This window comes from Yersinia sp. 2541 StPb PI (assembly GCF_052217145.1).
GTDB classification, from domain to species: Bacteria; Pseudomonadota; Gammaproteobacteria; order Enterobacterales; family Enterobacteriaceae; genus Yersinia; species Yersinia enterocolitica_E.
In genome coordinates this window covers 3,560,996-3,583,854 of the sequence record NZ_JAZGQB010000001.1, presented here as the reverse complement: position 1 = coordinate 3,583,854, position 22,859 = coordinate 3,560,996, and the positions used below count along the sequence as shown (strand labels likewise).

The window sequence follows — 22,859 nt, the reverse complement described above, 5'->3', positions numbered from 1 at the left end:
TTTTCAGTGCCGGAGAATTCGTTGTGTTAGAACGCTTATCATGGAAAACGCTGGCTCTCGAGCTGGCTCTTTTTTGTCTGCCTGCATTACTCCTGGGTGCCTTCATCGGCTATCTTCCGTGGCTATTGCTGATTTCAGCTGTCGCGGCGCTGGTTTGGAATTTCTATAATCAACTTAAGTTATCTCACTGGTTGTGGTTAGACCGTAGCATGACACCACCTGCTGGTCGCTGGAGCTGGGAGCCTTTATTTTACGGCTTGTACCAAATGCAGTTGCGAAATCGTCGGCGTCGGCGCGAACTGGCTTTGCTTATCAAACGTTTCCGCAGTGGTGCCGAATCATTGCCTGACGCGGTAGTTATTACCACAATTGATGGCAATATCTTCTGGTGTAACGGTTTAGCTCAGCAGTTGTTAGGGTTTCGTTGGCCGGAGGATAACGGCCAACATATCCTTAATTTATTGCGCTACCCAGAATTCAGCCAATATCTGCAACAACAAGAGTTCTCCCGCCCGTTGACTCTGCAACTGAACAATGGTTATTACGTCGAATTTCGTGTGATGCCTTATTCAGAAGGGCAATTATTGATGGTTGCCCGTGATGTTACTCAGATGCGGCAGTTGGAAGGTGCAAGGCGTAATTTCTTTGCCAACGTCAGTCATGAATTGCGTACGCCACTGACGGTGTTGCAAGGTTATCTGGAAATGATGAATGACCAAGAGCTGGTTGGGCCATTACGGGATAAAGCACTGGGGACCATGCAAGAGCAGACTAAGCGAATGGATGGATTGGTAAAACAGCTCTTGACGCTATCACGAATTGAAGCGGCACCTAATGTGGATATGAATGAGCGGGTGGATATTCCGTTGATGCTGAAAGTGTTACAGCATGAAGTTCAGGCTCTCAGTAACGGACGACATGAGATTACCTTCCGGGTTAACGACCAATTAAAAGTGTTTGGTAACGAAGACCAACTGCGCAGTGCGGTATCAAATCTGGTTTATAACGCCGTCAATCACACGCCTGTTGGTACCCAAATTGAGGTGTGTTGGCAGCAAACGCCACAAGGTGCACAATTTCAGGTCAGCGATAATGGGCCGGGAATCGGTCCTGAACATGTTCCACGGCTAACGGAGCGGTTCTATCGGGTGGATAAAGCCCGATCACGGCAAACGGGGGGCAGTGGATTAGGGCTGGCAATTGTGAAACATGCATTGAGTCATCACGATGCACGTTTAGAGGTCATGAGCGAAGTCGGTCTGGGGACTCGATTTATCTTTACCTTGCCGAATCGATTGATTGTTCCCGCAGTTTTAGCCGAGAATGCAGTCAAATCCTAAAAACTGCATGGATACCAAGCTGATGAAATGGGCAAAACTGACGTTGTTGCATGTCATGCTATGGTTTAGCCATGCCGTTTTAGCGCAATCTGAAGCGGTATTTTCCCCTCCGGTTGCTGTTTTGCCGATGGCTTCCGTGCCTGCCACCAATACCTTATCAGGCAACCTCTCCAGTGTGGGTTCTGACACCTTAGCCAATCTGATGTCCTTGTGGGCAGATGACTTTAATCATCACTATCCTGGTGTTAATTTGCAAATTCAGGCGGCAGGTTCCTCTACTGCCCCTGCGGCGTTAGCTGTCGGTGCCGCCCAGCTTGGTCCGATGAGCCGCCCAATGAAAGCGGGTGAGATCAACGCATTTATTCAACGTTATGGCTATCCGCCACTGGCAGTTCCTGTGGCAGTTGATGCATTGGTGGTGTTTGTTCATCAGGATAACCCACTGAACAAACTGACTTTACCGCAGCTTGATGCTATTTTTTCGCAAAATCGCCGATGTGGAGAGCCACACCAGATTCAGCGCTTTGGTGAGTTGGGATTGGAAGGGGCGTGGGCGGCGCGTTCCTTACAACGTTATAGCCGGAACTCAGCTTCGGGGACCTATGGATACTTCAAACATAAGGTACTGTGCGATGGTGATTTTATAAATAATGTCAATGAGTTGCCTGGGTCCGCCTCTGTGGTACAGGCGGTGGCTGGCTCATTGAATGGCATTGGTTATGCCAGTATTGGTTTTCGTAACAGTGGTGTTAAACCGTTGTCACTGGCGGCGGTGGGGCAAGATTTTGTGATGCCAACTCCTGAGAATGTTAAAGATGGCCGCTACCCTTTATCACGTTATCTGTATATTTATATCAATAAAGCTCCGGGCCAGCCACTGGAGCCATTGACTGCGGCGTTCCTTGAGCGGGTTCTATCACCTGAGGGGCAAAAGAGGGTCACCCATGACGGTTATCTCCCCCTGCCTCCCGAGATACTGATTCACACCCGAAAAGCGTTAGGTTTTACTGATTAAGGTGTTTCAGTCGTCGTTTTTTGCCTATGCAATCTTGCATCATTTCTGTGCGTAAAATGATCAACCTCTCCTGAGTATTCGTCACCAGATTGGCGGTAAATTGTTAACGACTGGCTACAAATAATACAAATCATATGGCGTGTATTTCTTAAAACATGGCATGATTAACTGGTTTGATAACATTATCTGGATGATGGCTCTGCTTTTATGATCCCGACTTGCCTTTCTCCGCTATAAACGGTCTACTTAGCGCCGTTGTTGGCCTATTCCACCTGCAAATAACTTCAAAAACACTGCATACTGACGAAATAGATTGCTTATTAACCGCCGGAGTTTGCGTTTATCAGAGCTTTGTATCGTTTCGATCACGTAGGAAAGACCACAACTTAGAACTTTTCCTTTTGGTCATTTAACTAGGCAACGCACATCACTATGAGTCATCGTTTATCGTCTAAAGATATTATGGCATTAGGTTTTATGACCTTCGCCTTATTCGTTGGAGCTGGCAACATCATCTTCCCGCCGATGGTTGGTTTACAATCGGGTGAACATGTATGGTGGGCAGCTCTTGGCTTCCTGATAACCGCGGTTGGCTTACCGGTTATTACCATTATCGCACTGGCCCGGGTTGGCGGGGGGATTGATGCCCTGAGTAGCCCAATTGGCCGTAGTGCTGGTTTGGTACTGGCTACCGTCTGTTATTTGGCTGTCGGCCCACTGTTTGCCACGCCACGAACCGCAACAGTTTCCTTCGAAGTGGGCATCGCCCCTTTGACTGGTGATGGCCCGTTGCCGCTGTTTATTTATAGTGTGGTTTATTTCGCGCTGGTGATTGGCATTTCGCTCTATCCGGGGCGTTTGCTGGACACCGTCGGTCATATTCTGGCCCCACTGAAAATTCTGGCGCTTGCTATCTTGGGTATCGCGGCGTTGATTTGGCCTGCCGGTCCGTTGATTTCAGCCACTGATGCCTATCAGAACGTGCCTTTCTCCTCCGGTTTCGTTAATGGTTATCTGACCATGGATACCTTAGGTGCCTTGGTCTTTGGTATCGTTATCGTCAATGCGGCCCGTTCGCGTGGAGTGGTTTCCGCAGGGCTGCTGACGCGCTATACCATTTGGGCAGGATTGATTGCCGGTATCGGTTTGACGCTCGTTTACTTGAGCTTGTTTAAACTTGGCAGTGGCAGTGGCAGCCTGACGCCTGACGCACAGAATGGCGCAGTCGTGTTGCATGCTTATGTTCAGCACACCTTTGGTGGTTTGGGCAGTGTGTTCCTGGCCGCATTGATTTTCATTGCCTGTATGGTGACCGCTGTGGGCCTAACGTGTGCCTGTGCTGAATTCTTTGCTCAGTACTTGCCGCTGTCTTATCGGGCGCTGGTATTCATTCTCGGTATCTTCTCAATGATGGTATCGAATTTGGGCTTGAGTCACCTAATTCAGATTTCCATTCCGGTGCTGACAGCGATATATCCACCATGCATCGTGCTGGTTTTGATGAGCTTTACTTTGCGCTGGTGGCATCATGCCTCACGTATCGTGGCTCCGGTTATGCTGGTTAGTTTGCTGTTCGGTATTCTTGATGCGGTGAAGGCTTCTACATTCGCGCACTTCCTGCCTGAATGGACTCAGCATCTGCCATTGGCTGAACAAGGTCTGGCGTGGTTATCGCCTTCCCTGCTGGTATTCGTCGTCGTAGGGTTGTACGATCGCCTCTGCTGTCGCCAGGAAGTTGCTGCTAAGCAATAACGGCACAGTTATAGGATTTTTTTTAGCCACGGCTCATCCCCGTGGCTTTTTGCTGAAAAAAGACGGGGCAATGTACATGGAATTACCAGTCAAAAATAAGCTGAAACGGGGCCTGACGACCCGTCATATCCGCTTTATGGCATTAGGGTCAGCAATAGGTACCGGCTTATTCTATGGTTCGGCTGATGCGATAAGAATGGCAGGGCCTAGTGTGTTATTGGCATACCTGATCGGTGGCGTGGTGGCATTTATCATTATGCGCGCGTTGGGTGAGATGTCAGTGAATAACCCACAGGCCAGCTCTTTCTCGCGCTATGCACAAGATTACCTTGGGCCAATGGCGGGCTATATCACCGGCTGGACGTATTGCTTTGAGATTTTGATTGTTGCTATTGCTGATGTGACCGCCTTCGGTATCTATATGGGGGTCTGGTTCCCGGACGTGCCTCATTGGGTATGGGTGCTGAGTGTGGTGCTGATTATTGGCGCAGTTAATATGATGAGTGTCAAAGTCTTCGGTGAGCTGGAGTTCTGGTTCTCATTCTTTAAAGTTGCCACCATCATCATCATGATTCTGGCCGGGTTTGGTATCATTATTTGGGGTATTGGTAACGGTGGACAGCCGACCGGTATTCATAATTTATGGACTAACGGCGGCTTCTTCAGTAACGGTTTCGTCGGCATGATCCTATCATTGCAACTGGTGATGTTTGCTTATGGTGGTATTGAGATTATCGGTATTACCGCCGGAGAAGCGGAAAATCCAAAAAGCTCCATTCCGAAAGCAATTAACTCAGTGCCGTGGCGTATCCTGGTGTTCTACGTCGGGACCCTGTTTGTCATCATGTCTATCTACCCTTGGAATCAGGTGGGCACGAACGGTAGCCCATTTGTACTGACCTTCCAGCATATGGGGATTACCGTTGCGGCAGGTATTCTCAATTTTGTGGTGATCACCGCTTCATTATCTGCCATTAACAGTGATGTCTTTGGTGTCGGGCGTATGTTGAACGGAATGGCGGAACAGGGCCACGCACCAAAAGCCTTTGCGGCAATATCCAAGCGTGGTGTGCCTTGGGTGACGGTGTTGGTGATGATGTTTGCCATGCTGATTGCGGTTTATCTGAACTACATCATGCCGGAAAATGTATTCCTGGTTATCGCATCGCTGGCGACTTTTGCCACTGTATGGGTATGGATCATGATTTTGTTTTCCCAGATTGGTTTCCGGCGTTCATTAAGCAAAGAACAGATTAAGGCGCTGGATTTCCCACTGCGTGGCGGCACCTTTACTTCGGTGCTGGCAATCATTTTCCTGGTGTTTATCATCGCTCTGATTGGCTGGTTCCCGACAACCCGCATTTCACTGTATGTAGGGTTAGTGTGGATTGCATTGCTGTTGGTGGGGTATTACTTGAAAGTGCGCCATCAAAAGAAACAGCTAGAGCTTGCCAAAGAAACTGAATAATACTGAGTCAATACCTACTATCAAGCCGGGAGATTTCTCGGCTTTTTTTGCTCTATACAATCTGGGGCATTCTGCTATTTACCTACATACTTCTCCTCCCCCAATCTCATCCCTGATATTTATAGTGACAGATGAGGGGGAAGCAGCCACTACATGACATTATTTATATCGGCGAGCTGTATATTCAGATAAATCGCCTATCTCAGGTGAATGTGTCGCGGCGTTAATGTCTGCACCAGATAGCCTTAACAGGAATGGTTTTGGTTAACGCAGGAGAATTTTATGCTTAGTGGTTGGCATCTTCCGGTCCCGCCTTTTGTTCGTCAGCGAGGCGACGCATTACAGATTACTTTATGGTTGCATGGCGAATGGTTGCATGGCGACACATTACCAGCACAGGTTTTCTTACGCTGCGAACCGGATAATGAAGAATGGCTACTGACGATGAAAGGCCAACAGCGTGATGGCTTTTGGTGTTATCGCGCGACGCTGCCTTTACATGAAGGGCAACCTACACGGCGCTACTGTTTTAAACTGTTATGGGATGACGACCAACAATGGTTCGGCCCGCTGGGATTCTCGCGGGTTCCTCCGGCGCAACTGGCTCAGTTTGCCATTGATATGCCCGACAGTGGCCCTGACTGGGTGGCCGACCAAGTCTTTTATCAGATATTCCCCGATCGGTTTGCCAGTAGTCAGGGTGAGCACGGCGTGCAAAATGGGAGTTATCATCATCACGCTGCGGGTCATTCGGTGGCTCGTCGTGCATGGCAACAACCATTGGATGACACTAATGCCGCTTCAACATTCTATGGCGGTGACCTGGCGGGTATCAGCCAAAAAATCCCTTATTTGCAACAACTTGGCGTTACTGCGTTGTATCTAAATCCAATTTTTACCGCACCCAGCGTACATAAATATGATACGCAAGATTATTATCAGATAGATCCCTATCTGGGCGGCGAGGCGGCTTTTCTGCAATTACGTCTGGCTACCCGTGAGGCCGGCATAAAATTGGTACTTGATGGGGTGTTTAATCATACCGGTGATTCCCATCATTGGTTTGATAGGCACCAGCAAGGGGATAATGGTGCTTGTCATCATCAGGACTCACCTTATCGGGGCTGGTTTAATTTCTTCCCCGATGGGCGAGCGTTGGATTGGAAAGGTAATGCCAGCTTGCCAAAACTCAACTTCGCGAGTGAGGACGTGGTAAATCAAATCTATCGGGGCGACGATAGTGTGGTGCGTTATTGGTTACGCCCCCCTTACAGCATTGATGGTTGGCGGTTAGATGTAGTGCATATGTTGGGGGAGGAGGGCGGAGCAAAAGGGAATTTGCGCCATTTAGCCGGTATTTATCAGGCAGCAAAAGAAGAAAATCCGCAGGCCTATATTCTGGGGGAACACTTTGGTGATGCACGTAATTGGTTACATGCCGGTGTAGAAGATTCGGCAATGAATTACATGGGTTTTGCATTACCGGTGCGTGGCTTTTTAGCGGGCCAGGATGTGGCTTATCATCCAATAAAACTCAACGCTGAGGATTGTGCCTACTGGATGGATGAGTACCGAGCCGGATTGCCGCACGGCCATCAGTTGCGTTTATTTAATCAACTGGACAGCCATGATACTGCTCGTTTTATCACGCTACTAAATAATGATAAAGCCCGGATGCAGATGGCGCTGGTGTGGTTATTTAGCTGGATTGGTGTGCCTTGCTTATTTTATGGCGATGAAATTGGTGTTGATGGTGGCAATGATCCGTTCTGCCGCAAACCCTTCCCGTGGGATCAGGCTCAGTGGGATAATGACCTATTGAAATTATGCCAACGACTGGCGGCTCTACGGCACAAAAGCATGGCGCTGCGGCGTGGTGGTTGTCAGGTGGTTTATGCCAATGGTGACACTTTGGTGTTTATTCGTAGCTACCAACGTGAACGAGTGATGGTCGCGATACAACGTATTAGTGATATCAATGTTTCGTTGCCAGCATCCCCTTTACTCAATGTCGCTAAGTGGCTGCGTCTGGAAGGCTCATCTGAGCTGGATGGCACTGAGTCAGGCGTCAATCTGCACTTGGCTGGCGAGAGTGTCACTTTGTGGCGTGGTGTTGGTGAGCGCTAACTTAATCGTTAGCCAGCAGTGATAGCGATTAAAAGCGGCCAAGCGCCGCTTTTCCTTTTGTTGAGATATTATATATATGATAGGTAATCGTATGGCTGGCCAAACAGTGGGCAGGTAATATTCAGCAAAGGGAAAATGATATGAGCACAATTAAACGAAAGGCATTGATCATTGGCGCCTCAAGAGGTTTGGGACTGGGGCTGGTTGACGAACTTAATCGCCGTGGTTGGTCAGTGACTGCGACGACACGCGGTGTTGCGAAAGATACCGCAGCCCATGCCGCCCATTGGCTAACATTGGATATTAATAAACCTGAAAGTATTAAGCAGTTTTTGCCACAGGTACAGGGGCAGATATTCGACCTGATATTTGTTAATGCGGGTATCTCTGGGCCGCAGCATCAATCAGCTCTTGAGGCGCAACCGGAAGATATTCTGGAATTATTCCAAACTAATGCCGTTTCACCTATCCGTATCGCTCAGCATCTGCTGACACAACGTAATCCAACTCAAAGTGTATTGGCCTTTATGTCTTCTCAGTTGGGGAGTATTGGTCACAATGCCTCCGGCCATAAACCTCTCTATTCAGCCAGTAAAGCCGCACTGAATATGATGACCCGTAGTTTGGTTGCTGAAGTGGCCGATCCGGCTCTGACGGTGCTATCGATTCATCCCGGTTGGGTAAAAACGGATATGGGCGGGGATGCGGCACCCCTGACTATTGCGACCAGTGTGAAGGGTGTGGTCGACCAAATTGAGCACGCTTCGGGTAAAGGGGGGCATGGATTTATCGATTATCAGGGGCAGTCATTACCCTGGTGATATATACCCGTCATACTTCAAGCTGCATGTGCGTTGGCTGCTTTCGTTCATCCGAATCACTTACCTGAGTAAGCTCATCGGGATTTACTCGATTGCCGCCTTCCTGCAACTCGAATTATTTAGGGTATATAATGAAGTGGTAAATTCCTCCATCGATATATTGATGGAGGATGAGTTACATTAGTAAGCCATTACTATCAGTAACCGATGGCGGCACCGGCAGGGCGACGGACATCGTTAGCGCCGTACAGGTAACCTTCACGAACTTTGCCGGAAACTGCCGAGTCATTCCCCGAGTTGGCCGGGCTGACACCCTCCACTCCGGCCAAACCCACCAGAATCAGCTCGGCTGCACCCCATGGGTTCTGTTCGACCATCTTATATCCCATGTTTTTCAGCAGATTAAGGCTATCTGCGGATACGCCACGTTGTTCGTAATATACCTCATCAGGTAGCCATTGGTGATGGATGCGTGGTGCATCTACCGCCTCTTGTGGTGCCATGCCATGGTCAATGACATTGAGGGCTGTTTGCAGGGTGATGGTGATAATTCGGGAGCCACCCGGAGAGCCTAACACCATAAATGTCTTACCGTCTTTGGTCACTAATGTTGGGCTCATAGACGATAGTGGGCGCTTACCGGGGGCGATGGAGTTGGTTGCCCCCTGTACTAAACCATACAGGTTTTGCTCGCCCACTTTGACGGTGAAATCATCCATTTCATCATTCAGGAAGAAGCCAGTACCTGGGGCAATCACCACGGCACCAAAGCGGCCGTTAACCGTGTAGGTGGTGGAGACCGCATTACCTTCATTATCGACGATAGAGTAGTGGGTAGTTTCTGGTTTTTCATGAGGTTGCATCCCCGGTTGTACTTCTACCGAAGGTGTCGCTTTGTTGGCAACAATTTGCTTGCGGATATCGGCGGCGTAGCTTTTGCTCAACAGGCGATCAATCGGATTCTTAACAAACTCGGGGTCACCGAGGAAAGTATTGCGGTCCATATAGGCATGGCGCATGGCTTCTGTCAGGGTATGAATGTAAGCAGCCGAATTAAAACTCATGCTTTTTAAGTCATAGCCTTCAAGCACATTCAAGGTTTCACATAATGTCACTCCACCGGAACTGGGTGGTGGTGAGGAAACAAATTTATAACCGCGATAACTACAAGTAATAGGGGCAGTTTCAGTGATTTTATAGTTGGCGAAATCAGCGGCAGTGAGGATACCTCCGCCTTTTTTGGCCGCGGCTTCTACCGCTTGAGGTATTTTACCTTGATAGAAAGCATCCGGCCCTTGCTCCGAGATTGCGCTCAGGGTTTCAGCCAGATCAGCCTGAACTAAACGATCTCCCGGTTGCAGTGCTTCACCATCTTTGCGCAAGAAAATACGCGCGGATTCAGGGTCTTGACGGAAACGTTTGACGGTAGTGTCCAGAATGTCAGTATCGGCACGCGTCAGTACAAAGCCCTCACGGGCCAGTTTGATTGCTGGAGCCATCACTTGCTGGCGCGTCAATTTACCGTATTTCTTCTGCGCGCTATCCATTCCCAATACCGTGCCAGGGACGCCGGCTGCCAGATAACCATACAAGCTGGCATCTTTAGTGACTTTTCCCTCTTTATCTAAATACATATCGGCGCTGGCAGCCGCTGGTGCAGTTTCACGGAAGTTTATAAATGTGTCAGTTCCATCGGCAAGGTGAATGGTCATAAAACCACCCCCACCGATATTGCCACAGCATGGGTTTACGACAGCCTGTGCATATCCCACCGCCACTGCGGCATCAACGGCATTGCCACCCATTTTTAAAATATCAGTCCCCACTTGTGAAGCGAGATATTGCGAGGTCACCACCATGCCATGTTTTGCTTCCACCGCCGGTGTAGAGGCCGCATGCAGTGTACCACTGACCAGTAAAGCCAATACAGCCAAGGGTTTGTTCCATTTTTTTAACAACATTCTGACTCCTGTTAGTTCCTGCCCGCCAGGGATGACCTGATCATTTTTGTCTGGCAGCTTAAAAGCGCTGCTTATGGTGTGCGCAAAAAACACACCAGTAATAATTAATAGCAGAATTAATGTTTATGGCTGCTAATTAATTGGCGGCGAAAGGAGAGTTTGTCAGTTGTTGCCTGGCAGATAGGTTGATTTATGCTTGAAAGGCGCCAAGATAAATAAAAATAACTTATTGAAAATAAATAAGTATTTACGGGTTTGATACGCTGGGAATGGAAAAGATTATTATATAGACTCTGCGGCGGGTGCTTGAAGCTGTCTGCTTTGGGCATCGTTTGAACCAGTGCTGTAAGTGCCTTGGTAAAAACAGTTGTTGTCATAAAGCAGATAGGAAAAAGCCCCGTACTGAGGTTAATCAATACGAGGCTCCCTAATGCCTAGCAACATTACGGTAGCTTCTTACCTGCTGAAAGGCAAGGAGGCTGAATATGCCACAAAAATATCCCCTTCTTACTTGAAGTTACAGCGTTGTTAGCTGCTCTCGTTTACCCGAATCACTTACTTATGTAAGCTCATCGGGATTTACTCGTTTGCCGCCTAGCTGCAACTCCAATTACTTTGGGGATATATCAGTATTGTTGGTATGTCGTCGTTTGGTTTTATATCAGTATAAAAAAAGCCAGTCAGGGTGAACTGACTGGCTTGATACCCCCGAGTAAATCAGGGGCGGCATAAACTGTTATTACAGTTTAGAGGCGTTTTCAGACAGGTATTTAGCTACGCCATCTGGTGATGCGCCCATACCTGCTTTACCTTTCTCCCACTGAGCAGGGCAAACTTCGCCGTGTTCTTCGTGGAATTGCAGTGCATCAACAGTACGGATCATTTCGTCGATGTTACGGCCGATTGGCAGGTCGTTAACGATTTGGCTGCGAACGATACCATTTTTGTCGATCAGGAATGAACCGCGCAGTGCAACGCCAGCTTCTGGGTGTTCAATGCCGTAGGCTTTCTGAATTTCACGTTTGATATCAGCAACCATTGGGTATTTAACTTCACCAATGCCGCCTTTATCAACTGGGGTTTTACGCCATGCGTTGTGCACAAACTCAGAGTCAAAAGAAACACCAACAACTTCAACGCCACGTTTCTGGAATTCTTCGTAACGGTGGTCGAAAGCGATCAACTCTGAAGGACAAACGAAAGTGAAGTCCATTGGCCAGAAGAACAGGACGGCAGGGCGGCCGTTCAGGTGTTTTTTCAGGTTGAAGTTTTCAACGATTTCGCCGCTACCAAGAACAGCAGCTGCTGTAAAATCAGGGGCTTGACGAGTTACCAGAACCATAAATTACTCCTGTTAATAGGGATGGATTAACCAGTTGTCTTAAAAGTATCGGCACAGCATAGGTATTTAAGCGCAATGAATAAAGGGATAAATACCAATCGCTGTGATAGCTTTTACCTATCGTTACGACGTTTTTAGTTTCGTAGTCTTGCTAAGATACCCATTCTGGCAGAAAGCGCAAGTGACTTAGTAGTAATAACCATACAAATAAAGATGTTTTAAGCTAGATTTGTTGGCGTTGTGCCTGCAACATCATGGCAGGATAAAACGCCCAAAACAGTTGTTCTAACGGCTGATAGTGTTGTTCTATATCCTGAAAAGAGCCAGCAAGTGCTGCCAGTTTGGGCCGCCGATTAGCCATACCTTGTAACACATCAGCTATAAAGGGTAGTTCAGCATAGCGTTCCAGCCAACGCTCCTGCCACAGATAGGCATTAAGGTGCTGAAAGCGCGCGGGTGTCTGTGGTAAATGGGGCACAATCTGGTTTTGCGCATGCTGGATAAACCCGGGCAGCGTGTAGTCCGGCACCAGTTTATCCCAATTACGTGCCAGAAAATGATCCCACAGCACATCCAGAGTGATAGGGGCAACTCGGCGGTAATCAGCACTAAAATAGCGACGGGCTTCTTTGACCAGCGGCTGCGCGTCGGTCATGACATCAACGCGGCGATGCATCATAATCCCAGCCACAATCTCAGGGGCATATTCATCTTGTGGATTACCACGGACGAAATCTGCCAGCAGATTGCCCAGTAGGGAACTGTCAGCCAGTGTGGCTAAATGGAGGTGAGCGAGAAAATTCATCTGCAAAGTATATCCCTTCTTACTTGAAGTTGCAGCGGTGTTAGCTGCCGTCATTACGCGGTCAATTTCCTGGCCCACCTCTGCGAAGCTACTGTAAGCCGTGCTCAAATCCGCATCTGGCAGATTTGCCAACTGAATCACTGGTGGGAGCCAGCTTATCGAGATGCGTTCATTTACTGCCTGGCTGCGACGACAATTATTTTGGCTATAGCAAATGACCACCAATTGTCCTTATTTCTTGCAGCCAGCCCTTGAGGGCTCTAGACTAGCGGCCTGTTTTTGTGAACCGGCTCCAATCATACTCGTGAGCTGGGTCTGTTCTGATATCAAGTGGAAAGCTATGCGTGTTGCCGATTTTTCTTTTGAGCTGCCGGAATCTCTGATTGCCCATTACCCCCAGCCCCAGCGTAGCGGTTGCCGCTTACTGTCACTGGATGGCCCGACGGGAACGTTAACGCACGGCATTTTCACCGATTTGCTGGATAAACTGACGCCCGGCGATCTGCTGGTATTTAACAATACCCGCGTTATTCCAGCGCGCTTGTTTGGCCGTAAAGCCAGTGGCGGTAAGCTTGAAGTGTTAGTAGAACGTGTTTTGGACGATCATCGTGTACTGGCCCATGTAAAAGCCTCCAAAGCACCTAAACCGGGCGCTGAACTGCTGTTGGGCGATGACGAAAGTATTCGAGCCACGATGTTGGCACGCCATGACACCTTGTTCGAGTTGCGTTTTGACGATGAGCGGGATGTTTTTACTATCCTAAATGCCGTCGGCCATATGCCTTTGCCTCCTTATATTGACCGCCCTGATGAAGATGCTGACCGTGAATTGTACCAAACAGTCTACAGTGAGCGCCCTGGGGCAGTCGCCGCACCAACGGCCGGTTTACATTTTGATGAGCCAATGCTGGCCGCACTGCGCGAGAAAGGCATTGAGATGGCTTTCGTTACGCTACATGTCGGCGCGGGGACGTTCCAACCCGTGCGTGTAGACACCATTGAAGAGCACATCATGCATTCCGAGTATGCAGAGGTACCTCAAGATGTGGTAGATGCTGTTTTGGCTTGTAAGGCGCGTGGCAATCGTGTCGTGGCGGTTGGGACCACCTCGGTACGCTCATTGGAAAGTGCCGCTAAGGCGGCAGAGAACAGCCTGATTGCTCCGTTCTTTGGTGACACCCGTATCTTTATCTACCCGGGTTATCACTACCAGGTTGTGGATGCTTTAGTGACCAACTTCCATTTACCTGAATCAACATTAATAATGTTGGTGTCTGCTTTCGCTGGGTATAAAAATACCATGAATGCATACCAGCAAGCGGTGGCGGAACAATACCGCTTTTTCAGTTACGGCGATGCGATGTTTATCAGCCGTAATCCACGGGCACCGCAAGAGACGGTTAACCCGTAAATTTTAGGTCACACATATTGTGTGATCCGGCAATAACAACATTAGACTGTTTCTCTAATGCTGGAGGTTATGTGAAGTACGAATTACAAACAACTGATGGGCGCGCCCGTCGTGGTCGTCTAATCTTTGAACGTGGCGTGGTAGAAACCCCGGCATTTATGCCTGTTGGCACCTATGGCACAGTTAAAGGGATGACACCGGAAGAAGTAAAAGAGACCGGTGCGCAGATTTTGCTGGGTAACACTTTTCACCTGTGGTTGCGTCCAGGTCAGGAAATCATGAAGTTGCATGGTGACTTACATGATTTCATGCAGTGGCATGGCCCGATTCTGACTGACTCCGGCGGCTTCCAGGTATTCAGCTTGGGTGCGATGCGCAAAATCAAAGAAGAAGGGGTGACGTTCCAAAACCCGATCAACGGCGATAAAGTGTTCCTTAGCCCAGAAAAATCAATGGAAATTCAGTACGATCTCGGCTCCGATATCGTGATGATTTTTGATGAATGCACCCCCTATCCCGCGGACTGGGATTATGCCAAGCGTTCGATGGAGATGTCATTGCGCTGGGCTGCCCGTAGTCGCCAACGCTTTGATGAACTGAACAATAAAAATGCATTGTTTGGTATTATTCAGGGTGGCGTTTACGAAGATTTACGTGATGTGTCAGTAAAAGGGCTGGTAGATATCGGTTTTGATGGTTACGCTGTGGGCGGTTTGGCGGTGGGTGAGCCAAAAGAAGATATGCATCGTATTTTGGAGCATGTTTGCCCGCAGATTCCGGCGGATAAACCACGTTATCTGATGGGCGTGGGGAAACCAGAGGATCTGGTAGAAGGTGTGCGCCGTGGTATCGACATGTTTGACTGTGTGATGCCTACGCGTAATGCCCGTAACGGCCATTTGTTCGTGACGGACGGTGTGGTAAAAATCCGTAATGCCAAGCATAAGAATGATGTTGCAACGTTGGATGAACATTGTGATTGCTACACTTGTCGCAATTATAGTCGTGCCTACTTGCATCATCTTGACCGTTGCAACGAAATACTGGGTGCGCGACTGAATACTATTCATAACCTGCGTTACTACCAACGCTTAATGGCGGGTTTACGTCAGGCTATTGAAGAGGGTAAATTAGAGGTCTTCGTTGAAGATTTCTATGGCCGGATTGGGAAACCTGTTCCGCCATTAAATGCCTGATTTTAAAATTATTGCCTTTGTATTTGTAGATCTAACAGTTACGATTTACCGTTTCTGTTTTATCGCACTGATTTCACATTACTGATATTGATAACAATGAGGGAATTTTAATGAGTCTTTTCATTTCCGATGCTGTCGCATCCGCTGGGGCTCCGGCTCAAAGCAGCCCGTACTCCCTGGTGATTATGCTGGTGGTATTTGGTCTTATTTTCTACTTCATGATCCTGCGTCCACAGCAAAAACGTGCCAAAGAACACAAAAAACTGATGGATTCTATTGGTAAAGGTGATGAAGTGCTAACCACGGGTGGTTTACTTGGTCGTGTAACTAAAGTTGCGGAAACGGGTTATATCGTAATCGCACTGAACGACACCACTGAAGTGATGATCAAACGTGACTTCGTTGCTGCCGTTTTACCGAAAGGTACAATGAAGGCTCTGTAATTTTCGATTTTCCCGAAGGGAATTGCCGTGTTAAACCGTTATCCTTTGTGGAAGTATCTGATGCTGATCGTTGTGATCTTCATCGGTCTGCTATACGCACTTCCCAACCTTTATGGTGAGGATCCGGCTGTTCAAATCACTGGTGCGCGAGGAATCGCCGCCAGTGAAACAACGCTGGTCCAAGTCCGTGACGTTTTAGAAAAAGACAACATAGCGAGCAAGTCTATTGCGCTGGAGAACGGTGCAATCCTGGCTCGCTTTAGAGATCCTGACGTCCAGTTGCGTGCCCGTGAGGCATTGATGGCTGCGATGGGTGACAAATACGTTATCGCGCTGAATCTGGCTCCGGCAACACCCTCTTGGCTTGCCAAGTTAGGTGCAGAGCCGATGAAGCTGGGTCTTGACCTGCGCGGCGGTGTGCACTTCCTGATGGAAGTGGATATGGATACTGCGCTGGGCAAACTGCAAGAGCAAACGATGGATACCTTGCGCACAGATCTGCGTGAGAAAAATATCCCGTATGCCACGGTGCGTAAGCTTGATAACTATGGTGTTGAAGTGCGTTTTCGCGACGATAAAACCCGCGATGATGCCGTCAGCTACCTCTCTTCTCGCCACCGTGATCTGGTCATTGGCTCCAATGGTAGCAATACCTTAAAGGCAGTGATGACTGATGACCGTCTGCGGGAAGCGCGTGAATATGCAGTTCAACAAAACATTACTATCCTGCGTAACCGGGTTAACCAGTTAGGTGTAGCCGAGCCGTTGGTTCAGCGCCAGGGATCGGATCGTATTGTGGTTGAATTACCGGGTATTCAGGATACCGCGCGTGCCAAAGAGATTCTTGGTGCGACGGCAACACTTGAATTCCGTCTGGTAAATAGCAATGTTGATGCCTCTGTTGCTGCCTCCGGTCGGGTACCGGGTGATTCAGAAGTCAAAAATACCCGTGAAGGTCGCCCGGTTGTCTTGTACAAGCGCGTTATCCTGACCGGTGACCATATTACTGACTCAACCTCCAGCACCGACGAATATAACCAAGCTCAGGTTAATATCTCGCTCGATAGCGCCGGTGGTTCTCTGATGTCTAATTTTACCAAAGACAACATCGGCAAGCCGATGGCGACTTTGTTCGTAGAATATAAAGACAGCGGCAAAAAAGATGCTAATGGCCGAGCGATTCTGGTTAAGCAGGAAGAAGTTATCAACGTAGCGACTATTCAGTCACGCTTGGGTAACAGCTTCCGTATTACTGGCATTGATAACCCGGCTGAAGCTCGTCAGCTTTCCCTGTTGCTGCGTGCTGGTGCTCTGATTGCACCTATCCAGATTGTGGAAGAGCGTACTATCGGGCCAACTTTGGGGTCACAGAACATCACCCAAGGTCTGGAAGCTTGCTTGTGGGGCTTGGCGGTATCTATCCTGTTTATGGTGATTTACTACCGTAAATTTGGTGTGATTGCCAGTACGGCGCTATTGGCTAACCTGGTGTTGATCGTGGGTGTGATGTCCTTGTTACCGGGGGCGACATTAACCATGCCGGGTATTGCCGGGATCGTATTGACATTGGCGGTAGCAGTTGATGCTAACGTACTGATTAATGAGCGAATAAAAGAAGAGTTCAGGAACGGGCGGACGATCCAGCAAGCGATTCATGAAGGGTACAAAGGTGCCTTCTCAAGTATCGTCGATGCGAACGTAACGACGCTTATCACGGCAATTATTCTTTATGCTGTGGGTACCGGTTCGATTAAAGGCTTTGCCATTACAACGGCAATCGGTGTTATAACGTCAATGTTCACCGCTATAGTCGGTACTCGTGCCATCGTCAACCTGCTTTACGGCGGCAAGCGCATTAACAAGCTGTCTATTTGAGGAGTACGTTGTGGCACAGGATTATACTGTTGAACAACTGAACTATGGCCGTAAAGTCTATGACTTTATGCGCTGGGATTACGTCGCTTTCGGCGTCTCGTTGTTGCTGTTGGTGGCATCGATTGTGGTGATGTCCACTAAAGGGTTCAACTGGGGTCTGGATTTCACCGGTGGTACGGTGATTGAAATTAACCTGGAAAAACCTGCGGATCTGGATCAACTGCGTGACACGTTGGAAAAAGCGGGCTTTGAATCGCCAATTCTGCAAAACTTTGGTAGCACCCGTGATGTGATGGTACGTATGCCACCCGCCACCGGAACTGCCGGGCAGGAATTGGGCAACAAAGTCATCTCTGTTATTAATGAGTCAGTTGATAAGAATGCTTCGGTAAAACGTATCGAATTCGTCGGGCCAAGTGTGGGCAGCGATTTAGCCCAGGCAGGCGGCATGGCGTTGATAGTCGCGTTACTGTGTATTCTAGTTTATGTTGGTTTCCGTTTTGAATGGCGTCTGGCGCTGGGGGCGGTTATCGCTTTGGCCCATGACGTGGTCATTACCATGGGGATCTTGTCGTTATTCCAGATTGAGATCGATCTGACCATCATTGCTTCATTGATGTCGGTTATTGGTTACTCACTAAACGACAGTATCGTGGTATCGGACCGTATTCGTGAGAACTTCCGCAAAATCCGTCGCGGTACGCCTTATGAAATCATGAACGTGTCTCTGACCCAGACCTTAAGTCGTACTATTATGACCTCTGCAACTACGCTGATGGTGGTATTGATGCTGTTCATCTTCGGTGGTGCGATGCTGCAAGGCTTCTCACTGACGATGTTGATCGGTGTTTCCATCGGTACCGTTTCATCCATCTACGTTGCGTCCGCGCTGGCGTTGAAACTGGGTATGAAACGTGAACACATGTTGCAGCAGAAAGTTGAGAAAGAAGGCGCAGACCAACCTTCAATCCTGCCTTAAGTTGTAAGTGGTAGTACGAAAAGAAAGCCCTGATACAATTAGTATCAGGGCTTTTTTATTCGTGTATTAACCTAATGCTTCCACCCCATTTATTTGCAGTGTAAATATTATCGCGTTATCTTTATTTTATTGAGTAATTTGTTTTCTCTATGAATATTTATTTAATTTTTATCCATGGTTTAATTGAGTAAGAGTAAAAAATCATTAATTTTATTTTTATAAAAACTATATAAGTAATTCGATAGTTAATTATTTTAATATTATTTATTATTCTAACTTGATTTATATGCTTAATGTAGTTGGATGATGTGAGTAAATTATCGGAGAATATATGAGTGATGTGAATTTTAACGGAGTTTACATAGCTAATGATATGATATATAAGTGTTTTGATGATATTCTACAAGGAAGCGATGATTGTGATTTTGTGTGTGGTGTTAAACGTGAGCTTAATGATATTTTTGAATCATTTAAGATTAAATATGATTTTAATCAAAAGTCAAAGTTTAATGAATTTGAGATCAATTTGGGTAAAAGTGATAATGAAATTGATCTTGTAACACTCATTAATAATTATATGGGGAGTGAGAATAAGCTTACGAGTAGAGTAAATGGTATTCATTATAATTTTATTAAAAGTATTAACTTGAATTTTAATCAATCAACACTTAGTAAAAAATATGAACTTACTTTAAATCATAACGGTCGTTATTATTTAATAAAAAAAGAGTCACCAACCTCCGTGGTTAAAAGTGCCGGTTATAATGATTTTATTTCTTACCTAAATATATCAGTTGGAACTCCAAGTGAGCAGGTAATAAACGTAAAGTCTTTAAAAAATGAAAATGTGGGGTTTGAATATTGTCAGGGTGATGAAATAGTAGATATATGCAGTGCAAATTTCCCTAAGTGGAAGGATGTTATAATTACTCATGGAAGAGGTGGGTTGAGTAATAGTGAATGGAATGAAAATTATAATTCAATCAAATCGGAAAACTCTGGAAAAGGATGTAAATTTTGGAATGAATATTATACGTTAACAATAACTAATACTACATTACCGCAAGCTTTAGAGAATGATTTAATTTATCTTAAAAATAGAATAATCCCAAGTATATCCGATATGATTAAAGTGGTAATGGATAAAGCATACCCCCCTTCAAAGGGATTATGGGGGCGATTAATTGATTTTATTGTTGCTCATTTATTTCCTTCACTATCTAAGGAAGTAAATGAGAAAATGATTAAGTCTAAAAGTGAACTTGAAGATTTTTATTTGTTACTATTGGGTGCAAAAAAAGAAGTGCAAGATGCAGAGCAAAATATAGACAAAGCCCCCTGTATTTATCACTTGGCCCTTCAGTTATTAAAACAATGCATACCTGCGCAATACCCTTTCGACCCTCTCAATATATTATCCCCAGATCGTAAAGTTTGGTTAGCACTGCAAAAGGAATGGCTAGAGCCGCTAAAGCCACCAAACCAGAACCCGCTCAATAGTTGAATAAAGATAAACTGCCGTTTCCGCACTTTGTTGTCGTGGCAGTTCGCGGTAAACTGGGGCTAAGTTTTGGCTCACTCATCAGGAAGCACTATGCATTGCCCGTTTTGTGCCGCTGTGGATACTAAAGTCATTGACTCCCGTCTGGTGAGCGATGGTTCGCAAGTGCGCCGTCGCCGCCAGTGTTTAGATTGTAATGAACGTTTTACCACTTTTGAAGTGGCAGAACTGGTGCTACCGCGCGTGGTTAAAAGTGATGATGTGCGCGAACCCTTCAACGAAGATAAATTACGGCGTGGCATGCTGAAAGCATTAGAAAAGCGTCCGGTTAGCTCTGATGATGTCGAAACAGCAATAAGTCATATCAAATCCCAATTGCGCGCCACGGGCGAGCGGGAAGTTCCGACGAAAATGGTGGGTAACCTGGTGATGGAAGCCCTCAAACGGCTCGATAAAGTGGCCTATATTCGCTTCGCCTCGGTCTATCGTAGCTTTGAAGATATTCGTGAATTCGGTGAAGAAATTGCCCGTTTGCAGGATTAATTCGCGCCAAATGGTTATTTAGCGAGGGTCGCGCAGCCATAAAGCGGCGCAATAAACGTAAGGAAAGCCATGCAGACTGATGAGTTCTATATGGCCCGCGCTTTTGAACTCGCGCGGTTAGGGCGGTTTACTACCTCGCCAAACCCAAATGTTGGGTGTGTGTTGGTGCGTGATGGTGAAATTGTCGGCGAAGGGTATCATCTGCGTGCCGGAGAGCCACACGCCGAAGTACATGCATTACACATGGCGGGTGAAAAAGCGCGCGGTGCAACGGCTTATGTCACCCTTGAGCCTTGTAGTCACCACGGGCGCACGCCGCCTTGTGCGGATGCACTGGTGGCCGCTGGTGTAACCCGAGTCGTGGCGGCAATGCAGGACCCCAATCCGCAAGTTGCCGGGCGCGGGTTATATAAATTGAAACAGGCCGGGGTTGCAGTCGACCACGGTTTGATGTTGGCGGAAGCTGAAGCCGTGAATCTTGGTTTCCTAAAGCGGATGCGTACCGGTTTTCCTTATTTGCAATTGAAAATGGCGGCATCATTAGATGGACGTACCGCGATGGCCTCGGGTGAAAGCCAGTGGATTACGTCGCCACAGGCACGCCAGGATGTGCAGCGTTTTCGAGCTGAGAGTTCGGCGATTCTCAGTACCAGTGCCACCGTAATAGCGGATGACCCTTCGCTCACGGTGCGCTGGTCGGAGTTAGATGCCCAAACGCAAGCCTTGTATCCCCAAGATTCGCTGCGCCCACCGGTTCGGATTATATTGGATAGCCATAACCGTGTAACGCCTGAACACCAAGTGACACAACAAAATGGCCCATGCTGGCTGGCGCGCGTTGAGGCGGATCAGCAGCCATGGCCAGATAATGTCGAGCAGTTATTGTTACCTCGCCATGGTAATGGTGTGGATTTGGTATTATTGATGATGCAACTTGGCAAGCGGCAAATTAACTCAGTGTGGGTTGAAGCCGGGCCACAACTGGCAGGCGCACTATTACAGGCCGGTGTGGTTGATGAGTTAATTCTGTATATCGCGCCAAAACTGTTGGGTAGCGATGCCCGCGGATTGTGCCAGTTGGCTGGATTAACGCATTTAGCACAAGCCCCTGAATTTGTCTTCAGTGATGTACGTCAGGTGGGGCCAGACTTACGTTTGCGTTTGAAACCGAAGTATTAATTGAATTTTCCGGCAGAGTTTCCCGAAGCTCAATCATCGTCTTGCCAAGCGTTTTGTAAATGCGCAGGGGCGGGGCGTGAAAGAATATGATAGAATCCGCCCCCCTGCGGGGTATGAACCCATATTGAGGAAAGCTATGAACGTTATCGAAGGTGTTGTTGCTACTCCTAATGCCCGCGTGGCGATTGCAATTGCGCGTTTTAACAACTTTATCAACGGCAGTCTGCTGGAAGGTGCAATTGATGCCCTGAAGCGCATTGGTCAGGTAGCTGATGACAACATTACTGTTGTTTGGGTACCGGGTGCCTATGAGTTGCCGCTGGTTGCCAATGTATTAGCAAAAACAAATCGTTACGATGCGGTAATTGCGCTGGGTACGGTTATCCGTGGGGGAACTGCGCACTTTGAATATGTTGCTGGTGAAGCGAGTTCTGGCTTGGCAAGTGTCGCCATGAATAGCGATATTCCAGTCGCTTTCGGTGTGCTGACCACAGAAAGTATTGAGCAGGCAATTGAGCGTGCTGGTACTAAAGCGGGTAATAAAGGTGCAGAAGCTGCCCTGACCGCACTTGAAATGATTAATGTAATCAAAGCTATTAAAGGCTGAATTTAGTTAAGGGGAATTCCGTGAAACCTGCTGCTCGTCGCCGCGCTCGTGAGTGCGCTGTTCAAGCGCTTTACTCTTGGCAGTTGTCTAAAAACGACATCGCTGATGTTGAATTACAGTTCCTGTCGGAGCAGGATGTCAAAGATGTAGACATCTCCTATTTTCGCGAATTGCTGTCAGGGGTCGCAGTTAATGCCACATCTTTGGATGCGTTAATGACACCTTTTCTTTCCCGCCAGCTCGAGGAATTAGGTCAGGTTGAAAGAGCTATTCTGCGTATTGCACTGTTTGAACTGAGCAAACGTAATGATGTCCCTTATAAAGTGGCAATCAATGAAGCTATCGAACTGGCCAAAACTTTCGGTGCGGAAGATAGTCACAAGTTCGTAAATGGCGTGCTGGATAAAGTAGCTCCGACAGTACGTAAAAAGAAATAATATACCCAAAGTCATTGGCAGCGCTAACACCGCGTCAAGTGAAGAGGGATATGATTA

19 protein-coding genes are annotated in these 22,859 nt (G+C 47.5%); 16 read left to right on the top strand and 3 right to left on the bottom strand.

What is annotated here, in order from left to right; translation table 11 throughout:
- The first annotated feature begins 23 nt into the window (after positions 1–23).
- The 6 genes from phoR (at position 24) to V1953_RS16155 (ending at position 8,523) form a co-directional block, all read left to right on the top strand.
- Positions 24–1,340, top strand: coding sequence for a phosphate regulon sensor histidine kinase PhoR (phoR, locus tag V1953_RS16180; RefSeq protein WP_083160085.1), 1,317 nt, complete (start codon positions 24–26; stop codon positions 1,338–1,340).
- A gap of 22 nt (positions 1,341–1,362) precedes the next feature.
- Complete coding sequence (locus V1953_RS16175) at positions 1,363–2,355, top strand: PstS family phosphate ABC transporter substrate-binding protein (RefSeq protein WP_372568758.1); 993 nt, start codon at positions 1,363–1,365, stop codon at positions 2,353–2,355.
- A gap of 432 nt (positions 2,356–2,787) precedes the next feature.
- A complete protein-coding gene (gene brnQ, locus V1953_RS16170) occupies positions 2,788–4,107 on the top strand; it encodes a branched-chain amino acid transport system II carrier protein (RefSeq protein WP_083160081.1) in 1,320 nt (439 codons plus the stop codon).
- Between the two features lie 76 nt (positions 4,108–4,183).
- Complete coding sequence (gene proY, locus V1953_RS16165) at positions 4,184–5,575, top strand: proline-specific permease ProY (RefSeq protein WP_083160079.1); 1,392 nt, start codon at positions 4,184–4,186, stop codon at positions 5,573–5,575.
- A gap of 282 nt (positions 5,576–5,857) precedes the next feature.
- Positions 5,858–7,702 carry a maltodextrin glucosidase gene (malZ, locus tag V1953_RS16160; RefSeq protein WP_442851123.1) on the top strand — a complete coding sequence of 615 codons (1,845 nt, stop codon included), beginning with the start codon at positions 5,858–5,860 and terminating at the stop codon, positions 7,700–7,702.
- A 140-nt stretch (positions 7,703–7,842) separates the two neighbouring features.
- Positions 7,843–8,523 (top strand): SDR family oxidoreductase, encoded by a 681-nt coding sequence (locus V1953_RS16155; protein WP_442851122.1) that lies wholly within the window; start codon positions 7,843–7,845, stop codon positions 8,521–8,523.
- 197 nt (positions 8,524–8,720) lie between these two features.
- On the opposite strand, the gene ggt is transcribed toward V1953_RS16155, so the two are convergent.
- From ggt to V1953_RS16140, 3 genes are all read right to left on the bottom strand, one after another.
- On the bottom strand, positions 8,721–10,484 hold the full coding sequence (ggt, locus tag V1953_RS16150) for a gamma-glutamyltransferase (protein WP_442851121.1): 1,764 nt from the start codon (positions 10,482–10,484) through the stop codon (positions 8,721–8,723).
- Between the two features lie 739 nt (positions 10,485–11,223).
- Complete coding sequence (locus V1953_RS16145; RefSeq protein ID WP_004393160.1) at positions 11,224–11,826, bottom strand: peroxiredoxin C; 603 nt, start codon at positions 11,824–11,826, stop codon at positions 11,224–11,226.
- A gap of 223 nt (positions 11,827–12,049) precedes the next feature.
- On the bottom strand, positions 12,050–12,631 hold the full coding sequence (locus V1953_RS16140; protein WP_083163835.1) for an acyl carrier protein phosphodiesterase: 582 nt from the start codon (positions 12,629–12,631) through the stop codon (positions 12,050–12,052).
- 340 nt (positions 12,632–12,971) lie between these two features.
- Between V1953_RS16140 and queA the strand changes: the two genes are divergently transcribed.
- From queA to nusB, 10 genes are all read left to right on the top strand, one after another.
- Positions 12,972–14,042, top strand: a complete 1,071-nt coding sequence (queA, locus tag V1953_RS16135) for a tRNA preQ1(34) S-adenosylmethionine ribosyltransferase-isomerase QueA (protein ID WP_442821212.1) — start codon at positions 12,972–12,974, stop codon at positions 14,040–14,042.
- A gap of 71 nt (positions 14,043–14,113) precedes the next feature.
- Entirely contained in the window at positions 14,114–15,238 is a 1,125-nt protein-coding gene (gene tgt, locus V1953_RS16130; RefSeq protein WP_083160069.1) for a tRNA guanosine(34) transglycosylase Tgt, read from the top strand.
- 110 nt (positions 15,239–15,348) lie between these two features.
- Positions 15,349–15,681, top strand: coding sequence for a preprotein translocase subunit YajC (gene yajC / locus V1953_RS16125; protein WP_005166605.1), 333 nt, complete (start codon positions 15,349–15,351; stop codon positions 15,679–15,681).
- Positions 15,682–15,708: 27 nt separating this feature from the next.
- Complete coding sequence (secD, locus tag V1953_RS16120; protein ID WP_083160067.1) at positions 15,709–17,556, top strand: protein translocase subunit SecD; 1,848 nt, start codon at positions 15,709–15,711, stop codon at positions 17,554–17,556.
- A gap of 10 nt (positions 17,557–17,566) precedes the next feature.
- The gene (gene secF / locus V1953_RS16115) at positions 17,567–18,535 is read left to right on the top strand and encodes a protein translocase subunit SecF (protein WP_083160065.1); all 969 of its coding nucleotides are present in this window, start codon (positions 17,567–17,569) and stop codon (positions 18,533–18,535) included.
- Positions 18,536–18,866: 331 nt separating this feature from the next.
- On the top strand, positions 18,867–20,039 hold the full coding sequence (locus V1953_RS16110; RefSeq protein WP_442851120.1) for a hypothetical protein: 1,173 nt from the start codon (positions 18,867–18,869) through the stop codon (positions 20,037–20,039).
- 90 nt (positions 20,040–20,129) lie between these two features.
- A complete protein-coding gene (nrdR, locus tag V1953_RS16105; RefSeq protein WP_005182112.1) occupies positions 20,130–20,579 on the top strand; it encodes a transcriptional regulator NrdR in 450 nt (149 codons plus the stop codon).
- A 69-nt stretch (positions 20,580–20,648) separates the two neighbouring features.
- Positions 20,649–21,758: a bifunctional diaminohydroxyphosphoribosylaminopyrimidine deaminase/5-amino-6-(5-phosphoribosylamino)uracil reductase RibD gene (ribD, locus tag V1953_RS16100; protein ID WP_083160061.1), complete on the top strand. Its 1,110-nt coding sequence runs from the start codon at positions 20,649–20,651 to the stop codon at positions 21,756–21,758.
- A 136-nt stretch (positions 21,759–21,894) separates the two neighbouring features.
- Positions 21,895–22,365 carry a 6,7-dimethyl-8-ribityllumazine synthase gene (gene ribH, locus V1953_RS16095; protein WP_442821173.1) on the top strand — a complete coding sequence of 157 codons (471 nt, stop codon included), beginning with the start codon at positions 21,895–21,897 and terminating at the stop codon, positions 22,363–22,365.
- 20 nt (positions 22,366–22,385) lie between these two features.
- Positions 22,386–22,802: a transcription antitermination factor NusB gene (nusB, locus tag V1953_RS16090; RefSeq protein WP_083160059.1), complete on the top strand. Its 417-nt coding sequence runs from the start codon at positions 22,386–22,388 to the stop codon at positions 22,800–22,802.
- Positions 22,803–22,859: the final 57 nt, after the last annotated feature.